This is a genomic window from Enterobacter sp. R-1.6.2 (assembly GCF_035064085.1).
GTDB lineage: Bacteria > Pseudomonadota > Gammaproteobacteria > Enterobacterales > Enterobacteriaceae > Enterobacter > Enterobacter asburiae_B.
In genome coordinates, this window is record NZ_JASEYI010000009.1 from 93,791 (window position 1) to 110,455 (window position 16,665).

The following is a 16,665-nucleotide window of genomic DNA, read 5'->3' on the forward strand; positions in this document are numbered from 1 at the left end:
TTATTGATTTTACTTAATTAATATTTTTATGATCCGTAGTGGGTAGTCATTATGACTATCAAAAGCAGTGTCAATATGACAACATGCATTGTCAAAATGACAGCGAGGTCACTATGAGCTTTTCCGTAGACGTGCTGGCGAAGATCGCCATTGAGCTGCAGACCGGTATCGGCCATCAGGACCGCTTTCAGCGGCTGATCTCCACGCTGCGCCACGTGCTGGCGTGCGACGCCTCGGCGCTGCTGCGCTACGAGGGGCGGCAGTTTATTCCGCTGGCTATCGACGGGCTGGCGAAGGACGTGCTTGGACGGCGTTTTACCCTTGAGGGCCATCCGCGTCTGGAGACTATCGCCCGTGCGGGTGACGTGGTGCGCTTCCCGGCGGACAGCGACTTGCCCGACCCGTACGACGGGCTTATTCCCGGACAGGAGAGCCTGAAGGTGCACGCCTGTATCGGCCTGCCGCTGTTTGCCGGACAAAACCTGATCGGCGCGCTGACCCTCGACGGCCTGTCGCCGGACCAGTTCGACACCTTTAGCGACGAAGAGCTGCGCCTGATTGCCGCCCTGGCCGCCGGGGCGCTGAACAATGCCCTGCTGATTGAACAGCTGGAGAGCCAGAACATTCTTCCCGGCAGCCCGGCGGCGTTTGAGCAGGTGACGCACACGGAGATGATCGGCCTTTCTCCGGGCATGGCGCAGCTCAAAAAAGAGATTGAGATTGTCGCCGCCTCAGATTTGAACGTGCTGATCTTCGGGGAAACCGGCACCGGCAAGGAGCTGGTGGCGAAGTCCATTCACGAAGCGTCGCCGCGCGCGGTGAACCCGCTGGTGTACCTCAACTGCGCCGCGCTGCCGGAAAGCGTGGCGGAAAGCGAGCTGTTTGGTCACGTAAAAGGGGCGTTTACCGGGGCCATCAGCAACCGCAGCGGCAAGTTCGAAATGGCCGATAACGGCACGCTGTTTCTGGATGAAATCGGCGAGCTCTCCCTGTCGCTGCAGGCCAAGCTGCTGCGCGTTTTGCAGTACGGCGACATCCAGCGCGTGGGGGATGACCGCAGCCACAGAGTGGACGTTCGCGTGCTGGCGGCAACGAACCATGACCTGCGTGAAGCGGTGCTGGCAGGGCAGTTCCGCGCCGACCTGTTCCATCGCCTGAGCGTGTTCCCGCTTACCGTGCCGCCGCTGCGCGAGCGCGGGGACGACGTGGTGCTGCTGGCGGGCTTTTTCTGCGAGCAGTGCCGTCTCAGGATGGGGCTTTCCCGCGTGGTGCTGAGCCAGGGTGCGAGGTCGCATCTGCTGAGCTACGGCTGGCCGGGCAACGTGCGCGAGCTGGAGCATGCGATCCACCGCGCGGTGGTGCTGGCGCGGGCGACGCGTTCGGGTGACGAGGTGGTGATCCACGCGCGGCATTTTGCGCTGCAGGATGAAAGCGCACCGGCTGTTGCGCAGGCTGCGCCAGAGATAGCGAATGAAAATCTGCGTGAAGCCACGGAGGCGTTTCAGCGTCAGAGGATCACCCGCGCGCTGGAGCAGAATAACCGCAGCTGGGCGGCGTGCGCGCGGGCGCTGGAGATGGACGTCGCCAACCTGCACAGGCTGGCGAAGCGTCTGGGACTGAAGGGTTAGATAATGCCGGCCTGATAGAAATCCTGCAGGTTGATGGCGCCGCACAGCCTGCCGGCATCATCCACCACCGGTGCGGCGGTGATTTTGCGCTTCATCAGCACCTCTTTGGCTTCAATGGCGCGGCTCTCGGCGTTCAGCGTCAACCCGCCTTTGGTCATGGCGTCCGACACGTTGGTTTCCAGCCTGCCGCCGCCCACCAGCCAGCGGCGCAGGTCGCCGTCGGTGAACACGCCCTTGACGCTCCCGTTGTCATCGCACACCGCTACCAGCCCCAGACCGGTGCGGCTGAGCTCCAGCATCGCGTCCATGACGCTGGTATCGAGTTTGACCTGCGGAATGGCATCGTCGGTGCGCATCAGGTGGTGAACCTTGTTGAGCAGGCGTGCGCCGAGCGCGCCCGCCGGATGCGAACGGGCGAAATCTTCTTCGTTAAAGCCGCGCGCCTGCATCACCGCCATTGCCAGCGCGTCGCCCATCATGAGGGTGTTAACGGTGCTGGAGGTCGGGGCGAGGTGCATCGGACAGGCTTCACGCTCAACGGAAATATCCAGCGTCGCCTTGGCGGCCAGCGCCAGCGGCGAGCGGGATTTTCCGGTCATCGCCAGCAGGGCGACCGATTTTTCCTGCAGGCGCGGAATAATCAGATCCAGCTCTTTGGCCGAACCGGAGTAGGAGATAAACAGCATCACGTCGCGGCTTTCAATCATCCCCAGATCGCCGTGCAGCGCCTCTGCCGGATGCACGAAGAACGCCGGGGTACCGGTGCTGGCGAGCGTTGCGGCAATCTTTTTGCCGATATGGCCGGATTTACCGATGCCCGCCACGATCACTTTGCCTTCGCAGTGGATAATGGTGTTGGCCGCGCGGACGAAATCCTCGCCCAGACGTTCGGGCAGGCGGCTGGCTTCCTGCAGTTCCAGCATCAGCGTCTGGCGGCCCGTTTCTAACAGAAAATCACTCATCTCTCTCTCCGGTTACGATCACGTCGATTCCTTTCTCTTCCAGCGCTTTCCTGAACGCCGGGTCGATACCCGCGTCGGTAATCAGCTTATCAACGCTTTCAAGGCTACAGACAATGTTGGGGCTTTTGCGGCCAAACTTCGACGAGTCGGCCATCAAAATCACTTCCCGCGCGGCGTTGCACATCGCTTTACTGACGCTGAACACCTCGTTGAACGTTGTAACGCCTGCGTTCAGGTCGATGCCGTCGGTGCCCATAAAGAGTTTATCAAAGCTGAAGTGGTCGAAGGCATTCTCCGCAAGCTGGCCGTGAAACGACGCCGATTTTTTGCGGAAGGTGCCGCCGGGCATCAGGATGGTCTGTTCGCTGTCGAACTCCGACAGTGCGTTGACGATGTGCAGGCTGTTGGTCATCACCGTGATGTTGTTAAAGCGGCTGAGCAGCGGGATCATCTGCAGTACGGTGCTGCCTGCATCCAGAATGATGGAATCGCCATCGTGGATAAATTTGACGGCGGCTTCGGCAATCAGCGCTTTCTGGTGGGTATTGATCAGCGTTTTGTGGTCGATAGGCGGGTCCGCTTCGTCCTTGTTGAGCACCACGCCGCCGTAGGTTCGAATGACGGCGCCAGAGTTTTCGAGCAATACCAGATCCTTGCGTATTGTCGTGCCGGTGGTGTCAAAGTAGTGGGCCAGATCCTCTACCGAGCATTTTCCCTGCTTTTGCAGATGCTCGAGAATGGCCGCCTGCCGCTGACGAGGTTTCATAGGCGCTTCGTTCCTTAGGTTGCGAAATGATAATTTCGCAAGTCTATAGCTTTCACAACGAAATTATCCATGTTTCAGATTAAGCGCTAATGATAGTGCATTCTGACAGAGTGGATCATGGGGAAAGATCACATCAGGCCGTAATTCCTGCAGCGAAATGCCGTTGATTGCCTGGATTTTCACCGGTCGGGCAAAGACGGTCATGCCGCGCATGATGAGGGAATCGCAGACGTGATTGTTTTCATCCAGCGCAACGGCGACGACGACTCGCGGTTTGAAGCGTCCGCCGGAACGCCCGACCCCGACGCGACCTTTCTGACACAGCGCGTCAAACGCGCGGTTAAACTGGTGGATCTGCCAGCCGCCAAACGCCATCTGGCAAATCCAGGCGAGGGCGGCGACGGTGATGAGTGTTGTTACCATGTTGGCTCCTTATTTTTCCCCTCACCCCGTCCCTCTCACCAAAGGGGCGAGGGGGAAAAGGCTGCACCTGACCGTCCCCTCTCCCCTCCGGGGAGAGGGTTAGGGTGAGGGGGAACAAACCGCTCGATCAGAACATCACCTGCCCGCCGGTGACGTTAATCGACTGCCCGGTGCAGTACGAGGCTTTCGGGCTGGCGTAAAACAGCAGCATGTTCAGCACGTCCTGATAATCGCACCCGCGCTTCAGCGGCACTTTATCGATGTAGTACTGCTCCACTTCCTCAGCCTTGATGCCGAGCTTGGTGGCGTACTGCGGCAGCAGGGACTGGAACATCGGCGATTTCAGCAGGTTGCCCAGCATCAGCGAGTGCACGGTAATGCCGTACTCGGCCAGATCCAGCGCCAGAGACTGCGTCAGCCCCACGCCGCCAAACTTCGCCGCGCTGTAGCCGGAGTTATGCTTGCTGCCCACTTTCCCCGATTTGGAGTTGATCTGAATGATGCGCCCCTGAATGCCGTCGCGGATCATCAGACGGGAAAACTCGCGGGCGCAGAGGAAATAGCCCACCAGATTCACCTGCAGCGACCGGTCAAAGTCCCCCAGCTCGAAATCGCTGATAAAGGCCGCTTTCGCAATCCCCGCGCTGTAGACCAGCAGGTCGGTACGCCCAAAAATCTCGTCCACGCCGCGGGCCAGCGCCATCACGCTCTGTTCGCTGGTGGCGTCGGCGCCAAACCCGTACGCCACCCCTTCGCCAAACTCGGTGTTAATGGTGTCCGCCACGCGGGCGGCTTTTTCACTCTGAATGTCCACTACCGCCACGCGGTAGCCCTCTGCGGCAAGCCCACGGCAGAGGAACTCGCCTAAGGTTTGTCCTCCACCAATGACAACGGCAACCTGACTCATGTGTTTCTCCTTAATTACGCAACAAATTTTAACGTGCAGCCTGGGGTGACAGCCTGCGGAACCGGGCCCGCCACGTGAACCGTGCCGGGATATTCGGCCTGCGGCTGGCCGTCGAAACGCAGGGTGATGTGGCCCAGCTCGCGCAGGTTTTGCTCGGCCACGTCGCCGACGGCGGTCACGGCATAGCGCGCCTCGCCCAGCTCCAGCTGGCTCCCGGCCTTCAGCTCGCCCTTCAGCTCGCCGTGGCAGTGGATAAAGCAAAACTCTTCGATATCCGCCGGGGCGCCTTCGCGGAAGGTGATCAGCATCTGGTCGCTCAGCGCGTCAGCCGCGCTCTGGCCGATGCGGGTAATGGTGGTCTGGTAAATCACGGTCATCGCAGGAACCTCTTATTGATAAATAAAGCCGGAGACAAACCAGGCAATCAGCACCGTCGGCGCGCCCGTCAGGAAGCGGCTCACCAGCACGGACGGCACGCCCACGCGCACGGTGTCCTGGCGTGCTTCCGCCAGCGACAGCCCTACGGGGATGAAATCGCACGCCGCCTGGGCGTTAATGGCGAACAGGGCGGGCAGGGCGAGGTGCGGGGGAATGTTCCCCAGACCAATCTGCACGCCAATCAGCACGCCGATGACCTGGGCAATCACCGCGCCCGGGCCGAGGAACGGCGACAGCAGCGGGAAGGAGCAGATCAGCGCCAGCGTCACCAGCCCGAGCGGGTGGCTGGCGAGCGGGGCGAGGCCGTGGGCAATCCAGTCGCCCAGACCGGACGCCATGATGATGCCGATCAGCGCCGAGACGAAAGCCATAAACGGCAGGATGGTTTTCAGCACCGTGTCGATGGTGTCGCGCCCGGACTGGAACAGTACCGCCACGGCGGAACCCATGCCCATCCCGACCTTCGCCAGCAGGCCGTCGCTCTGCTCGGTGATCTTCTTGCTGGTGTCGTACTCGCGCGGGGCCGCTTTTTGCGGCGCGGCAGTGCCATTCACCAGAGTGATGTTGTCCTCCTTCACGCCTGAGACATAAATGTCCTCAAGGATGTACTGCGCCAGCGGGCCGGATTTTCCGGTGGAGTGAATATTCACTGTCGGAATGCGGCGCTTCGGATAGATACCGCAGCGCAGCGTGCCGCCGCAGTCGATCACCGCCACGCCGATTTCCGCTTCCGGCGGCTCGCCCTCCTTGAAGCCGTCGACCGCTTCCCAGCCGGTCAGCTCGCGCAGCCTGTCGACGATCGCCGGGCGCGTGCCTGCGGTGATGTAGACGATCTTTTTGCCTTCGGTGGCGTCGAACTCCAGCGGGCCGCCCCAGCCGCCCGTGCCTTTCTCAATGCGGATCCGGTTCATGCTGTGGCTCCTGAAAGATGGACTTTCTGTTCAAGCTGGATGCCCATTTTTTTCTCAAAAATGGCGGTGGTGAGGTCGGTCACCCAGCCGCGGAAGAAGTTGGTGACCAGGCCAACCAGCAGGTAGCTCACCGCCAGCGGGCCGAGCGGCAGGCCAAGGGTGGTGAGACCGCTGGCGATCCCGAGATAGACGAACAGCTCGCCGGGGTTAATGTGCGGGAACAGGCCGTTCATGGAATGGCAGCTGTAGGAGGCGGCGGCGTAGTAGCTCGGCTTGTACTTTTCCGGCATGAAGCGGCCGAGGCTTAAGGTCATCGGGTTGCAGAACACGAAGGTGCCGATGAACGGTAGTACCAGGTAGCGGGACAGCGGATTACCGGCACAGCGCTGGGCGAAGCGTTCAATGCGCTGCTGGCCGATAAAGTTAATCAGCGCGTTCATGATCACCAGCAGGCTGATCAGCAGGGGCAGGATCCCGGTCACCATGCCGGTGAACACTTCTCCGCCTTTCTGAAACAGCCCGATGAACCACTCGGCGCCGTGGGTGATGGTTTCTATCATTCTTCTCTCCTGTGGGGCTTTTTGTTTTTGTCTTGCGGGGCTAATAATAATCACTTTGAAAGGTTTTAAAGTGTTAATTAGATCTCACAATGAAAGAAAAATGGATTATTTTGAAAGTTTATTGATGGGGTCAATGATTTTCGGTGGAAAAAAGGGCGGATTTGCGTGGGGGAGGCGCGTACCGCTTCCTTGAGGTGTTGCGGATGCTTTACCATACTGGGTTCTTATCGAACCCGTTAAATGGATGTCTCATGTTCAAGCGTCGTTATGCAGCGCTGTTGCCTGCGCTTATTCTGCTGTCTGCCTGTAGTAGCAAACCTAAGACCGAAGCCGTTCAGCAAACGGCGGGCGCGCCTTCCGGAGGATTCCTGCTGGAGCCGCAGCACAATATGATGCAGATGGGCGGCGACTTCGCGAATAACCCGGCGGCCGAGCAGTTCATCGATAAAATGGTGAGCAAGCACGGCTTTGACAGACAGCAGCTGCACGAAATTTTGTCTCAGGCCAAGCGTCTGGACTACGTGCTGCGCCTGATGGACAGGCAGGCGCCGACGGCCCAGGTGCCGAGCGGGCCGAACGGCGCGTGGCTGCGCTACCGCAAACAGTTTATTACCCCGGACAACGTGCAAAACGGCATGGTGTTCTGGAATCAGTATGAAGATGCGCTCAACCGCGCGTGGCAGGTGTACGGCGTACCGCCGGAAATCATCGTCGGGATTATCGGCGTGGAAACCCGCTGGGGCCGCGTGATGGGTAAAACCCGCATCCTGGACGCGCTGGCGACGCTCTCCTTTAACTATCCGCGCCGCGCGGAGTATTTCTCTTCCGAGCTGGAAACCTTCCTGCTCATGGCGCGCAGCGAGCAGGACGATCCACTCGATCTGAAAGGGTCGTTTGCCGGCGCGATGGGCTACGGCCAGTTTATGCCGTCCTCCTATAAGCAATATGCCGTCGACTTTAACGGGGATGGTCATATCAACCTGTGGGATCCGGTAGATGCCATCGGCAGCGTGGCGAACTACTTCAAAGCGCACGGCTGGACGCCGGGCGGCCAGGTGGCGGTGCAGGCGAACGGTCAGGCGCCTGGGCTGGAAAACGGCTTCAAAACCAAATACAGCGTTGCGCAGCTGACGGCGGCGGGCTTAACACCGACTCAGCCGTTGGGCAATGTCGATCAGGTAAGTCTGTTGCGTCTGGATGTCGGGACGGGCTATCAGTACTGGTACGGCATGCCGAACTTCTACACCATCACCCGTTATAACCACAGCACTCACTATGCGATGGCCGTATGGCAGCTGGGGCTGGCGGTATCGCAGGCCCGCGTGCCGGCGGCGTCTCCGTTTAGTCAGTAAGTCATCTTATTCCCCCTCTCCCTGTGGGAGAGGGCTGGGGTGAGGGCACCCGCGCGCACCTATTTCCTGCAGAAACATTTCGGCACACTCCCTTTTCAAACCCGCCATTTACATCTTCACCGCCTTTCATTATTGTTATGTTATAACATTTAATGTGGTGTCAGAATGTCAACGTCCCTTTTTTCTCTGTCTGCTCTGGTTCGGCTTTTGCTGGCGCTGGTGCTTGTTGCCTTTATCGGGCTGGCCGTGCGCTGGGCGGTGGCATTGCCATGATTGTGATGAATGAACTGGTCGCGGGATATGAACGCCAGCCCGTTACGCGGCCCCTCTCGGGCACGATTGAGCGCGGCAGCATGACCGCCATTATCGGCGCTAACGGCTGCGGGAAATCCACGCTGCTGAAAACGCTGGCGGGATTTATTCCTCCCGTCAGCGGCGGCTTCCGCTGGCAGGGTAAGCGGCCGGTAATCGGCTGGCTGGCACAGCGTCACGCGCTGGAGGCGCAGTTTCCGCTGACCGTACAGGACGTGGTAAGCATGGGCTGCTGGCCGGGCATGTCGCTTTTTTCCGGGTTTCGTCGCGAAACGCGGTTGCGCATTGCCAGCGCGCTTGAGCGCGTCGGGCTTGAGTCCATGGCGTTATCCACCATCGATGAACTCTCCGGCGGTCAGTTTCAGCGCATGCTGTTTGCCCGCGTCCTGGTGCAGCAGGCGCCGCTGGTGATGCTGGATGAACCCTTTACCGGGGTCGATGAAGCCACCTGCAGCGTGCTGATGGATCTGATGCTGGAGATGTATATGAAGGGGCAAACGCTGCTCGCGGTACTGCACGACAGCGAGCGCGTGTCGCGCCATTTCCCGCAGACGCTGCGGCTGGATGCTGACGTTCCCCAGTGGAAAACCGAGCGGGTGAGGGTGGCATGATCTGGCATCTCTTTTTTCAGCCGTTTATTGAGTACGGCTTTATGCGTCGCGCGCTGGTGGTTTGCCTGGCGCTCTCGGTCAGCACCACCGCGCTCGGCGTGTTTCTTCAGCTGCGTCGGATGAGCCTGATGGGTGACGCCCTTTCTCACGCCATTTTGCCGGGTGTCGCCGTGGGGTATTTGCTCAGCGGTATGTCGCTGCTGGCGATGAGTATTGGCGGTTTTATCGCGGGAATTACCGTGGCGCTGCTGGCCGGGCTGGTCAGTCGACGCACGCCGCTGAAAGAAGATGCGAGCTTTGCCGGGTTTTATCTTGGCTCGCTGGCGCTGGGGGTCACGCTGGTGTCGCTGCGCGGGTCGAATGTCGATCTGCTGCATCTGCTGTTTGGCTCCATCCTCGCCGTGGACAACGACGCCGCGCTGTTTGTTACGGGCGTTTGCATGTTCACCCTTATCACGCTGGCGCTGTTTTATCGCGGGCTGGTGACAGAAGCGTTTGATACCGCCTGGCTGCAGGTGAACGCCCGCTGGCTGCCTGGCCTGCTGCACGGACTGTTTCTGGCGCTGCTGGTGCTTAACCTGGTGGCCGGTTTTCAGGTGCTCGGCACGCTGATGGCCGTCGGGCTGATGATGCTTCCGGCCGTGGCAGCCCGCTGCTGGGTGCGCACGTTACCTGCCTTACTCCTAATGGCGGGTATCAGCGGTATCGTCTGCGCATGGCTGGGGCTGAGCCTCTCCTGGGCGATGAGTCTGCCGGCCGGGCCGTCCATCGTGCTCACCGCCAGCGCGCTGTTCTTTATTTCCATTTTACTGGGTACGCGAAGCAGGCTCGCTGGCAGCCTGCGGGCGTATTTTTAACGCAAGGGGAAACGATGAAACGTACAGGATTTGTAGTGGCGCTCGCGCTGGGGATGATGTCGCACGGCGTGATGGCGAAAACGCTGAATGTGGTGACCAGCTTTTCGATACTGGGGGATATCACGCAGGAGGTGGGCGGCGACTATGTGAACGTGACGACGCTGGTCGGGCCGGACGGCGATCCGCATACCTTCGAACCGTCGCCGAAAGACAGCGCGGCCCTGAGCAAGGCTGATGTGGTGGTGGTGAACGGCCTGGGGCTGGAAGGCTGGCTTGATCGTCTGGTGAAAGCCTCCGGGTTCAAAGGGCAACTGGTTGTCGCCTCAACAGGGGTGAAAACCCACACGCTTGAGGAAGATGGAAAGACTGTGACCGATCCCCATGCGTGGAACAGCGCGGCGAACGGGGCGCTCTATGCGCAAAATATTCTGAACGGGCTGGTGAAAGCCGATCCGCAAGATAAAGCGGCGCTCGAGGCTACCGGTAAGCCGTATATCGCGCAGCTGACGCAACTGGATAACTGGGCCAAAACGCGCTTTAGCCAGATCCCGCCGGCGAAGCGTAAAGTGCTGACCAGCCATGACGCGTTCGGCTATTTCAGCCGCGCTTACGGCGTGACGTTTATGGCGCCGCAGGGGCTGTCGTCTGAGAGCGAAGCCAGCGCGGCGCAGGTCGCCGAGATTATCAATCAGATTAAAGCCGACGGCGTGAAAACCTGGTTCATGGAGAATCAGCTCGATCCGCGTCTGGTGAAACAGATTGCGTCGGCGACGGGCGCACAGCCCGGGGGCGAGCTTTACCCCGAAGCGCTGTCGGCAAAAGGTGGGGTGGCTGACACCTACGTTAAGGCGTTTCGCCACAATGTGAACACTCTCGCCGACAGCATGAAATAACCTTTCTACCGCCGGTGCGTCCGTACCGGCTTTTTTCTGAAGCCCCCTCGTAAAACCTGAAGTCCATCCCCACATCTGACGAGAAAGTGCTATCTTGTGCAGCACGTTTTTCTGATGCCTGGAGCGAGAATGACTGACCATGAATTGATGCAGCTTAGCGAGATCGTTGGCCTTGCGCTGAAGCAGCGTGGCGCGACAATCACCACCGCGGAATCCTGCACCGGCGGCTGGGTGGCGAAAGCGATTACCGATATTGCCGGCAGTTCCGCCTGGTTTGAACGCGGTTTTGTGACCTACAGTAACGAAGCTAAAGCTCAGATGATTGGCGTGCGTGAATCCACGCTTGAACAGCATGGCGCGGTCAGCGAACCGGTGGTGATCGAGATGGCCATTGGCGCGCTCAAAGAGGCGCGGGCAGATTACGCCATTTCCATTAGCGGCATTGCGGGCCCGGACGGCGGCAGCGACGTGAAGCCTGTCGGCACCGTCTGGTTTGGATTCGCCACGTCCAAAGGGGAAGGGATCACCCGCCGGGAGTGCTTCAGCGGCGATCGCGAAAGCGTGCGTCGTCAGGCAACCGTTTATGCGTTAAAAACGCTCTGGCAACAATTTCTACAAAACACTTGATACTGTATGACCATACAGTATAATTGCACCAACAGAACAGAAATCCACGGTGAAGCACAGTCGCTTCTCCCGGCATGACAGGAGTAATAATGGCTATCGACGAAAACAAACAGAAAGCGTTGGCGGCAGCACTGGGCCAGATCGAAAAGCAATTCGGTAAAGGCTCCATCATGCGCCTGGGTGAAGACCGTTCCATGGATGTGGAAACCATCTCCACCGGTTCGCTTTCTCTGGATATCGCGCTGGGCGCTGGCGGTCTGCCTATGGGCCGTATCGTAGAAATCTACGGGCCAGAGTCCTCCGGTAAAACCACCCTGACGCTGCAGGTGATTGCCGCGGCACAGCGCGAAGGTAAAACCTGTGCGTTTATCGATGCCGAGCACGCGCTGGACCCTGTTTATGCCCGCAAGCTGGGCGTGGATATCGACAACCTGCTGTGTTCTCAGCCGGACACCGGTGAGCAGGCGCTGGAAATTTGTGACGCGCTGGCGCGTTCTGGTGCCGTTGACGTTATCGTGGTCGACTCCGTAGCCGCACTGACGCCAAAAGCCGAAATCGAAGGTGAAATCGGTGACTCTCATATGGGCCTCGCGGCACGTATGATGAGCCAGGCGATGCGTAAGCTGGCGGGTAACCTGAAGCAGTCCAACACGCTGCTGATCTTCATCAACCAGATCCGTATGAAAATTGGTGTGATGTTCGGTAACCCGGAAACCACTACCGGTGGTAACGCACTGAAATTCTACGCCTCTGTCCGTCTGGATATCCGCCGTATCGGCGCGGTGAAAGAGGGCGAGAACGTGGTCGGTAGCGAAACCCGCGTGAAAGTTGTGAAGAACAAAATCGCTGCGCCGTTCAAACAGGCTGAGTTCCAGATCCTCTACGGCGAAGGGATCAACTTCCTCGGCGAGCTGGTTGACCTGGGCGTGAAAGAGAAGCTGATTGAAAAAGCGGGCGCCTGGTACAGCTACAACGGTGACAAGATTGGTCAGGGTAAAGCGAACGCGATCTCCTGGCTGAAAGAGAACCCGGCTGCAGCGAAAGAGATTGAGAAGAAGGTGCGTGAGCTTCTGCTGAACAACCAGGACTCCAAACCTGATTTCGTGGTGGATGCCGCGGATGCTGAAGAAACTAACGAAGACTTTTAATTGTTTCGTTTAAAAATGAAGGGCTGCTGATGCGGCCCTTTTTGCATTTCTGAATCAGCAGGTTTTTTATGAGTGAACCGACAACACGTAGACCCGCGTATGCGCGCTTACTGGACCGCGCGGTGCGCATCCTGGCCGTTCGTGACCACAGTGAACAGGAGCTGCGGCGAAAACTGTCGGCTCCGGTGATGAGTAAAAACGGGCCGGAAGAGATTGATGCCACCGCGGAAGATTATGACCGCGTGATTGCCTGGTGCTATGAGCATCGTTATCTTGATGACGAGCGTTTTGCCTCACGGTTTCTCGCCAGCCGCGGCCGTAAAGGATATGGGCCCGCGCGCATCCGGCAGGAGCTGAACCAGAAAGGGGTGGCCAGGGAGTCCATCGAAAAAGCGATGCGCGAATGCGATACTGACTGGTGCGAGCTGGCCAGAGAACAGGCGATTCGTAAATACGGCGAACCGCTGCCGCGTGAGTTTTCAGAAAAAGTTAAAATCCAGCGCTTTTTGCTCTACCGCGGCTTTCTGATGGAAGATATTCAGGATATCTGGCGTAATTTTGCCGATTGAACGCATGCGGGATTTTACTTCCCACTAAAGAAAACTTATCTTATTCCCACTTTTTCCAGTAGCTGGTCTGTCCAACGGTTTACCGATACAGGCTGGCTACGACATTTCGTTAGCTTGATTTCAGGATAATTATGAGCAAGAGCACCGCTGAGATCCGTCAGGCGTTTCTCGATTTTTTCCATAGTAAGGGACACCAGGTTGTTGCCAGCAGCTCCCTGGTACCGAACAACGATCCGACTCTGCTGTTTACCAACGCCGGGATGAACCAGTTCAAGGATGTGTTCCTTGGTCTCGACAAGCGTAATTATTCCCGCGCCACAACCTCACAGCGTTGCGTGCGTGCGGGCGGTAAACACAACGACCTGGAAAACGTCGGTTACACCGCGCGTCACCATACCTTCTTCGAAATGCTGGGTAACTTCAGCTTCGGCGACTACTTCAAACACGATGCCATTCAATATGCGTGGGAACTGCTGACCGGTGAAAACTGGTTCAACCTGCCGAAAGAGCGTCTGTGGGTTACCGTCTATGAAACCGATGACGAAGCCTACGAAATCTGGGAAAAAGAAGTCGGGATCCCGCGCGAGCGTATTATTCGCATCGGTGATAACAAAGGCGCGCCATACGCGTCTGACAACTTCTGGCAGATGGGTGATACCGGTCCTTGCGGTCCGTGCACCGAGATCTTCTACGATCACGGCGACCACATCTGGGGTGGGCCTCCGGGCAGCCCGGAAGAAGACGGCGATCGCTACATTGAGATCTGGAACATCGTGTTCATGCAGTTCAACCGTCAGGCCGACGGTACGATGGAGCCGCTGCCGAAGCCTTCCGTCGATACCGGTATGGGTCTGGAGCGTATTGCCGCGGTTCTGCAGCATGTTAACTCCAACTACGAAATTGATCTGTTCAGCACCCTGATCAAAGCCGTTGCGAACGTTACCGGCGCGACCGATCTGAACAACAAATCGCTGCGCGTTATCGCGGACCACATTCGTTCCTGTGCGTTCCTGATTGCCGACGGCGTTATCCCGTCGAATGAAAACCGTGGCTACGTGCTGCGTCGTATCATTCGTCGTGCCATCCGTCACGGCAACATGCTGGGCGCGAAGGACACCTTCTTCTATAAACTCGTTGGGCCACTGATTGGCGTGATGGGTGCTGCCGGTGATGAGCTGAAACGCCAGCAGGCGCAGGTAGAGCAGGTTCTGAAAACCGAAGAAGAGCAGTTTGCGCGTACGCTTGAGCGCGGTCTGGCGCTGCTGGACGAAGAGCTGGCGAAACTTAAGGGCGACACGCTGGATGGCGAAACCGCTTTCCGCCTGTACGACACCTACGGCTTCCCGGTTGACCTGACGGCGGACGTTTGCCGCGAGCGCAACATCAAAGTTGACGAAGCGGGCTTCGAAGCCGCGATGGAAGAGCAGCGTCGTCGTGCGCGTGAATCCAGCGGTTTTGGCGCAGACTATAACGCGATGATCCGCGTTGATAGCGCATCGGAATTCAAAGGTTATGACGCGCTGGAACTGACCGGCAAAGTGACCGCCCTGTTTGTTGACGGTAAAGCCGTGGACAGCATCAGCGCGGGCCAGGATGCGGTTGTCATTCTGGACAAAACGCCGTTCTACGCGGAGTCCGGCGGTCAGGTTGGCGATAAGGGCGAACTGAAAGGCAACGGCTTTAGCTTTAGCGTCAGCGACACCCAGAAATACGGTCAGGCGATTGGTCACCAGGGCAAACTGGTTTCCGGTTCTCTGAAAGTGGGCGAGGGCGTACAGGCTAACGTTGATGAAGCACGCCGCGCGCGCATTCGTCTGAACCACTCTGCAACCCACCTGATGCACGCTGCCCTGCGCGACGTACTCGGTACCCACGTTGCACAGAAAGGTTCTCTGGTTAACGACAAAGTGCTGCGTTTCGACTTCTCGCACTTTGAAGCGATGAAACCGTCTGAAATCCGCGCGGTGGAAGATCTGGTGAACGCGCAGATCCGTCGTAACCTGCCAATCGAGACCCACATCATGGAGCTCGAGGACGCGAAGAAAAAAGGTGCGATGGCGCTATTTGGCGAGAAATATGACGACCGCGTTCGCGTGCTGAGCATGGGCGACTTTTCTACCGAGCTGTGCGGCGGTACGCACGCATCGCGCACCGGTGACATCGGCCTGTTCCGCATTGTTTCCGAATCCGGTACGGCGGCAGGCGTGCGTCGTATTGAAGCGGTGACCGGTGAAGGCGCAATCGCCAGCCTGCATGCGCAGAGCGATCAGCTGCACGACATCGCGCAGCTGCTGAAAGGCGATAGCCAGAACCTGGGCGAGAAAGTGCGCGTTGCGCTGGATCGCACGCGTCAGCTGGAAAAAGAGCTGCAGCAGCTGAAAGAGCAGGCTGCGGCGCAGGAGAGTGCAAACCTCTCCAGCAAGGCTGTAGACATTAAGGGCGTCAAACTGCTGGTCAGCGATCTGGCGGGCGTTGAGCCTAAGATGCTGCGTACTATGGTCGACGATCTCAAGAATCAGCTTGGTTCTACCGTTATCGTGCTGGCGACAGTGGCAGAAGGTAAGGTTTCTCTGATTGCGGGCGTCTCTAAGGATGTGACCGACCGCGTTAAAGCAGGGGAACTGATTGGTATGGTCGCTCAGCAGGTGGGCGGCAAGGGTGGCGGTCGTCCGGACATGGCGCAAGCCGGTGGTACGGATGCAGCGGCACTTCCGCAAGCTTTGGCCAGCGTTGAAAGCTGGGTAAGCGCGAAACTGTAATAACTACAAAGCACAAGCAGACGCCATAGCGGTAACGTTATGGCGTCTTGTTCACTGTGCTATCGATAACGATAAAGTCAGGTTGAGTTTGTGTATATCGGCTAAACTTACGTTTAACAGAATGTGATGCCGTGACTGCTTACACTTTACGTGTTTGTCATCGCTTACTTTTTGGCGTTATATGATGGATAATGCCGGGATACAAGAGACCCGACTCTTTTAATCTTTCAAGGAGCAAAGAATGCTGATTCTGACTCGTCGAGTTGGTGAGACCCTCATGATTGGGGATGAGGTCACCGTGACAGTTTTAGGGGTAAAGGGTAACCAGGTACGTATTGGTGTTAACGCTCCTAAAGAAGTATCTGTCCACCGTGAAGAGATCTACCAGCGTATCCAGGCTGAAAAATCCCAGCAGTCCAGTTACTGATATTGTCGCGTCTCGCTGTCGGGCGAGACGCAACCCTCCTGTCATATTTCCTGCTCAATGTTACCGTTTAATTTCAAACGCTCTCTTTTTAACCACTCCGTTACCCTAAACTCGCCCTTACGCCGCTATTTCTGCAAAGGTTTTCTGTGAAGATGCCTGCAAAATCCGCTTATAAAACACCCTCTTTGCGGCTTTTACATGCGAATTGCGTGTGATTTGTGCAAACGATAAAAGCTTTTGGAAAATTGTTTGACTTATAAGTCCCAGAAAGTAATATATGCGCCACGCAGCGACGAGAAGCTCTTAACGAGTAACTCAAAGCACTCGAAAGAGGCGTTGTGTGGTGAGGTGGCCGAGAGGCTGAAGGCGCTCCCCTGCTAAGGGAGTATGCGGTCAAAAGCTGCATCCGGGGTTCGAATCCCCGCCTCACCGCCATTTTGCATCCGTAGCTCAGCTGGATAGAGTACTCGGCTACGAACCGAGCGGTCGGAGGTTCGAATCCTCCCGGATGCACC

At 58.0% G+C, this 16,665-nt stretch carries 17 protein-coding genes and 2 tRNA genes; 12 read left to right on the forward strand and 7 right to left on the reverse strand.

Annotated elements, in window-relative coordinates; all coding sequences use genetic code 11:
• The first annotated feature begins 113 nt into the window (after nucleotides 1-113).
• Nucleotides 114-1,628 carry a nitric oxide reductase transcriptional regulator NorR gene (gene norR, locus QMN93_RS11795; protein ID WP_193139866.1) on the forward strand — a complete coding sequence of 505 codons (1,515 nt, stop codon included), beginning with the start codon at nucleotides 114-116 and terminating at the stop codon, nucleotides 1,626-1,628.
• On the opposite strand, the gene gutQ is transcribed toward norR, so the two are convergent.
• The 7 genes from gutQ to srlA all read right to left on the reverse strand — a co-directional run bounded on the left by gutQ (nucleotide 1,625) and on the right by srlA (nucleotide 6,595).
• On the reverse strand, nucleotides 1,625-2,590 hold the full coding sequence (gene gutQ / locus QMN93_RS11800) for an arabinose-5-phosphate isomerase GutQ (protein WP_029742068.1): 966 nt from the start codon (nucleotides 2,588-2,590) through the stop codon (nucleotides 1,625-1,627). The genes norR and gutQ overlap by 4 nt on opposite strands.
• On the reverse strand, nucleotides 2,583-3,356 hold the full coding sequence (locus tag QMN93_RS11805) for a DNA-binding transcriptional repressor (protein WP_021241949.1): 774 nt from the start codon (nucleotides 3,354-3,356) through the stop codon (nucleotides 2,583-2,585). Before QMN93_RS11805 ends, gutQ begins: the two co-directional genes overlap by 8 nt.
• Before the next feature lie 63 nt (nucleotides 3,357-3,419).
• Entirely contained in the window at nucleotides 3,420-3,779 is a 360-nt protein-coding gene (gutM, locus tag QMN93_RS11810) for a transcriptional regulator GutM (protein WP_064673535.1), read from the reverse strand.
• A gap of 127 nt (nucleotides 3,780-3,906) precedes the next feature.
• A complete protein-coding gene (gene srlD, locus QMN93_RS11815) occupies nucleotides 3,907-4,686 on the reverse strand; it encodes a sorbitol-6-phosphate dehydrogenase (protein WP_193139864.1) in 780 nt (259 codons plus the stop codon).
• Between the two features lie 14 nt (nucleotides 4,687-4,700).
• Complete coding sequence (srlB, locus tag QMN93_RS11820; protein ID WP_023308951.1) at nucleotides 4,701-5,063, reverse strand: PTS glucitol/sorbitol transporter subunit IIA; 363 nt, start codon at nucleotides 5,061-5,063, stop codon at nucleotides 4,701-4,703.
• A 12-nt stretch (nucleotides 5,064-5,075) separates the two neighbouring features.
• A complete protein-coding gene (locus QMN93_RS11825) occupies nucleotides 5,076-6,035 on the reverse strand; it encodes a PTS glucitol/sorbitol transporter subunit IIB (protein WP_023308950.1) in 960 nt (319 codons plus the stop codon).
• On the reverse strand, nucleotides 6,032-6,595 hold the full coding sequence (gene srlA / locus QMN93_RS11830) for a PTS glucitol/sorbitol transporter subunit IIC (protein ID WP_023333189.1): 564 nt from the start codon (nucleotides 6,593-6,595) through the stop codon (nucleotides 6,032-6,034). The genes QMN93_RS11825 and srlA overlap by 4 nt, the downstream gene beginning before the upstream one ends.
• 251 nt (nucleotides 6,596-6,846) lie before the next feature.
• Here srlA and mltB point away from each other — a divergent pair, with 251 nt between their 5' ends.
• The 11 genes from mltB to QMN93_RS11885 all read left to right on the forward strand — a co-directional run bounded on the left by mltB (nucleotide 6,847) and on the right by QMN93_RS11885 (nucleotide 16,663).
• On the forward strand, nucleotides 6,847-7,947 hold the full coding sequence (gene mltB / locus QMN93_RS11835) for a lytic murein transglycosylase B (protein ID WP_193139861.1): 1,101 nt from the start codon (nucleotides 6,847-6,849) through the stop codon (nucleotides 7,945-7,947).
• A gap of 269 nt (nucleotides 7,948-8,216) precedes the next feature.
• On the forward strand, nucleotides 8,217-8,870 hold the full coding sequence (locus tag QMN93_RS11840) for a metal ABC transporter ATP-binding protein (RefSeq protein ID WP_094934787.1): 654 nt from the start codon (nucleotides 8,217-8,219) through the stop codon (nucleotides 8,868-8,870).
• On the forward strand, nucleotides 8,867-9,727 hold the full coding sequence (locus tag QMN93_RS11845) for a metal ABC transporter permease (RefSeq protein WP_048975962.1): 861 nt from the start codon (nucleotides 8,867-8,869) through the stop codon (nucleotides 9,725-9,727). Before QMN93_RS11840 ends, QMN93_RS11845 begins: the two co-directional genes overlap by 4 nt.
• 14 nt (nucleotides 9,728-9,741) lie before the next feature.
• A complete protein-coding gene (locus QMN93_RS11850) occupies nucleotides 9,742-10,620 on the forward strand; it encodes a metal ABC transporter substrate-binding protein (RefSeq protein WP_182382613.1) in 879 nt (292 codons plus the stop codon).
• Nucleotides 10,621-10,749: 129 nt separating this feature from the next.
• Entirely contained in the window at nucleotides 10,750-11,247 is a 498-nt protein-coding gene (gene pncC, locus QMN93_RS11855) for a nicotinamide-nucleotide amidase (RefSeq protein WP_023308944.1), read from the forward strand.
• A gap of 89 nt (nucleotides 11,248-11,336) precedes the next feature.
• The gene (gene recA, locus QMN93_RS11860; RefSeq protein WP_023308943.1) at nucleotides 11,337-12,395 is read left to right on the forward strand and encodes a recombinase RecA; all 1,059 of its coding nucleotides are present in this window, start codon (nucleotides 11,337-11,339) and stop codon (nucleotides 12,393-12,395) included.
• Between the two features lie 68 nt (nucleotides 12,396-12,463).
• Nucleotides 12,464-12,964, forward strand: coding sequence for a recombination regulator RecX (gene recX, locus QMN93_RS11865; RefSeq protein WP_033146366.1), 501 nt, complete (start codon nucleotides 12,464-12,466; stop codon nucleotides 12,962-12,964).
• 131 nt (nucleotides 12,965-13,095) lie between these two features.
• The gene (gene alaS, locus QMN93_RS11870) at nucleotides 13,096-15,723 is read left to right on the forward strand and encodes an alanine--tRNA ligase (protein ID WP_045888112.1); all 2,628 of its coding nucleotides are present in this window, start codon (nucleotides 13,096-13,098) and stop codon (nucleotides 15,721-15,723) included.
• A 241-nt stretch (nucleotides 15,724-15,964) separates the two neighbouring features.
• The gene (gene csrA / locus QMN93_RS11875) at nucleotides 15,965-16,150 is read left to right on the forward strand and encodes a carbon storage regulator CsrA (RefSeq protein ID WP_000906486.1); all 186 of its coding nucleotides are present in this window, start codon (nucleotides 15,965-15,967) and stop codon (nucleotides 16,148-16,150) included.
• A 342-nt stretch (nucleotides 16,151-16,492) separates the two neighbouring features.
• Nucleotides 16,493-16,585, forward strand: a tRNA-Ser gene (locus tag QMN93_RS11880).
• A 4-nt stretch (nucleotides 16,586-16,589) separates the two neighbouring features.
• Nucleotides 16,590-16,663 (forward strand) — tRNA-Arg (locus tag QMN93_RS11885).
• Nucleotides 16,664-16,665 lie beyond the last annotated feature (2 nt).

What these genes read in the sequence shown, in the direction of transcription:
- norR (WP_193139866.1), top strand. Translation starts at nt 114, where the DNA reads ATGAGCTTTTCCGTAGACGTGCTGGCGAAGATCGCCATTGAGCTGCAG.
- gutQ (WP_029742068.1), bottom strand. Translation starts at nt 2,590, where the DNA reads ATGAGTGATTTTCTGTTAGAAACGGGCCGCCAGACGCTGATGCTGGAA.
- QMN93_RS11805 (WP_021241949.1), bottom strand. Translation starts at nt 3,356, where the DNA reads ATGAAACCTCGTCAGCGGCAGGCGGCCATTCTCGAGCATCTGCAAAAG.
- gutM (WP_064673535.1), bottom strand. Translation starts at nt 3,779, where the DNA reads ATGGTAACAACACTCATCACCGTCGCCGCCCTCGCCTGGATTTGCCAG.
- srlD (WP_193139864.1), bottom strand. Translation starts at nt 4,686, where the DNA reads ATGAGTCAGGTTGCCGTTGTCATTGGTGGAGGACAAACCTTAGGCGAG.
- srlB (WP_023308951.1), bottom strand. Translation starts at nt 5,063, where the DNA reads ATGACCGTGATTTACCAGACCACCATTACCCGCATCGGCCAGAGCGCG.
- QMN93_RS11825 (WP_023308950.1), bottom strand. Translation starts at nt 6,035, where the DNA reads ATGAACCGGATCCGCATTGAGAAAGGCACGGGCGGCTGGGGCGGCCCG.
- srlA (WP_023333189.1), bottom strand. Translation starts at nt 6,595, where the DNA reads ATGATAGAAACCATCACCCACGGCGCCGAGTGGTTCATCGGGCTGTTT.
- mltB (WP_193139861.1), top strand. Translation starts at nt 6,847, where the DNA reads ATGTTCAAGCGTCGTTATGCAGCGCTGTTGCCTGCGCTTATTCTGCTG.
- QMN93_RS11840 (WP_094934787.1), top strand. Translation starts at nt 8,217, where the DNA reads ATGATTGTGATGAATGAACTGGTCGCGGGATATGAACGCCAGCCCGTT.
- QMN93_RS11845 (WP_048975962.1), top strand. Translation starts at nt 8,867, where the DNA reads ATGATCTGGCATCTCTTTTTTCAGCCGTTTATTGAGTACGGCTTTATG.
- QMN93_RS11850 (WP_182382613.1), top strand. Translation starts at nt 9,742, where the DNA reads ATGAAACGTACAGGATTTGTAGTGGCGCTCGCGCTGGGGATGATGTCG.
- pncC (WP_023308944.1), top strand. Translation starts at nt 10,750, where the DNA reads ATGACTGACCATGAATTGATGCAGCTTAGCGAGATCGTTGGCCTTGCG.
- recA (WP_023308943.1), top strand. Translation starts at nt 11,337, where the DNA reads ATGGCTATCGACGAAAACAAACAGAAAGCGTTGGCGGCAGCACTGGGC.
- recX (WP_033146366.1), top strand. Translation starts at nt 12,464, where the DNA reads ATGAGTGAACCGACAACACGTAGACCCGCGTATGCGCGCTTACTGGAC.
- alaS (WP_045888112.1), top strand. Translation starts at nt 13,096, where the DNA reads ATGAGCAAGAGCACCGCTGAGATCCGTCAGGCGTTTCTCGATTTTTTC.
- csrA (WP_000906486.1), top strand. Translation starts at nt 15,965, where the DNA reads ATGCTGATTCTGACTCGTCGAGTTGGTGAGACCCTCATGATTGGGGAT.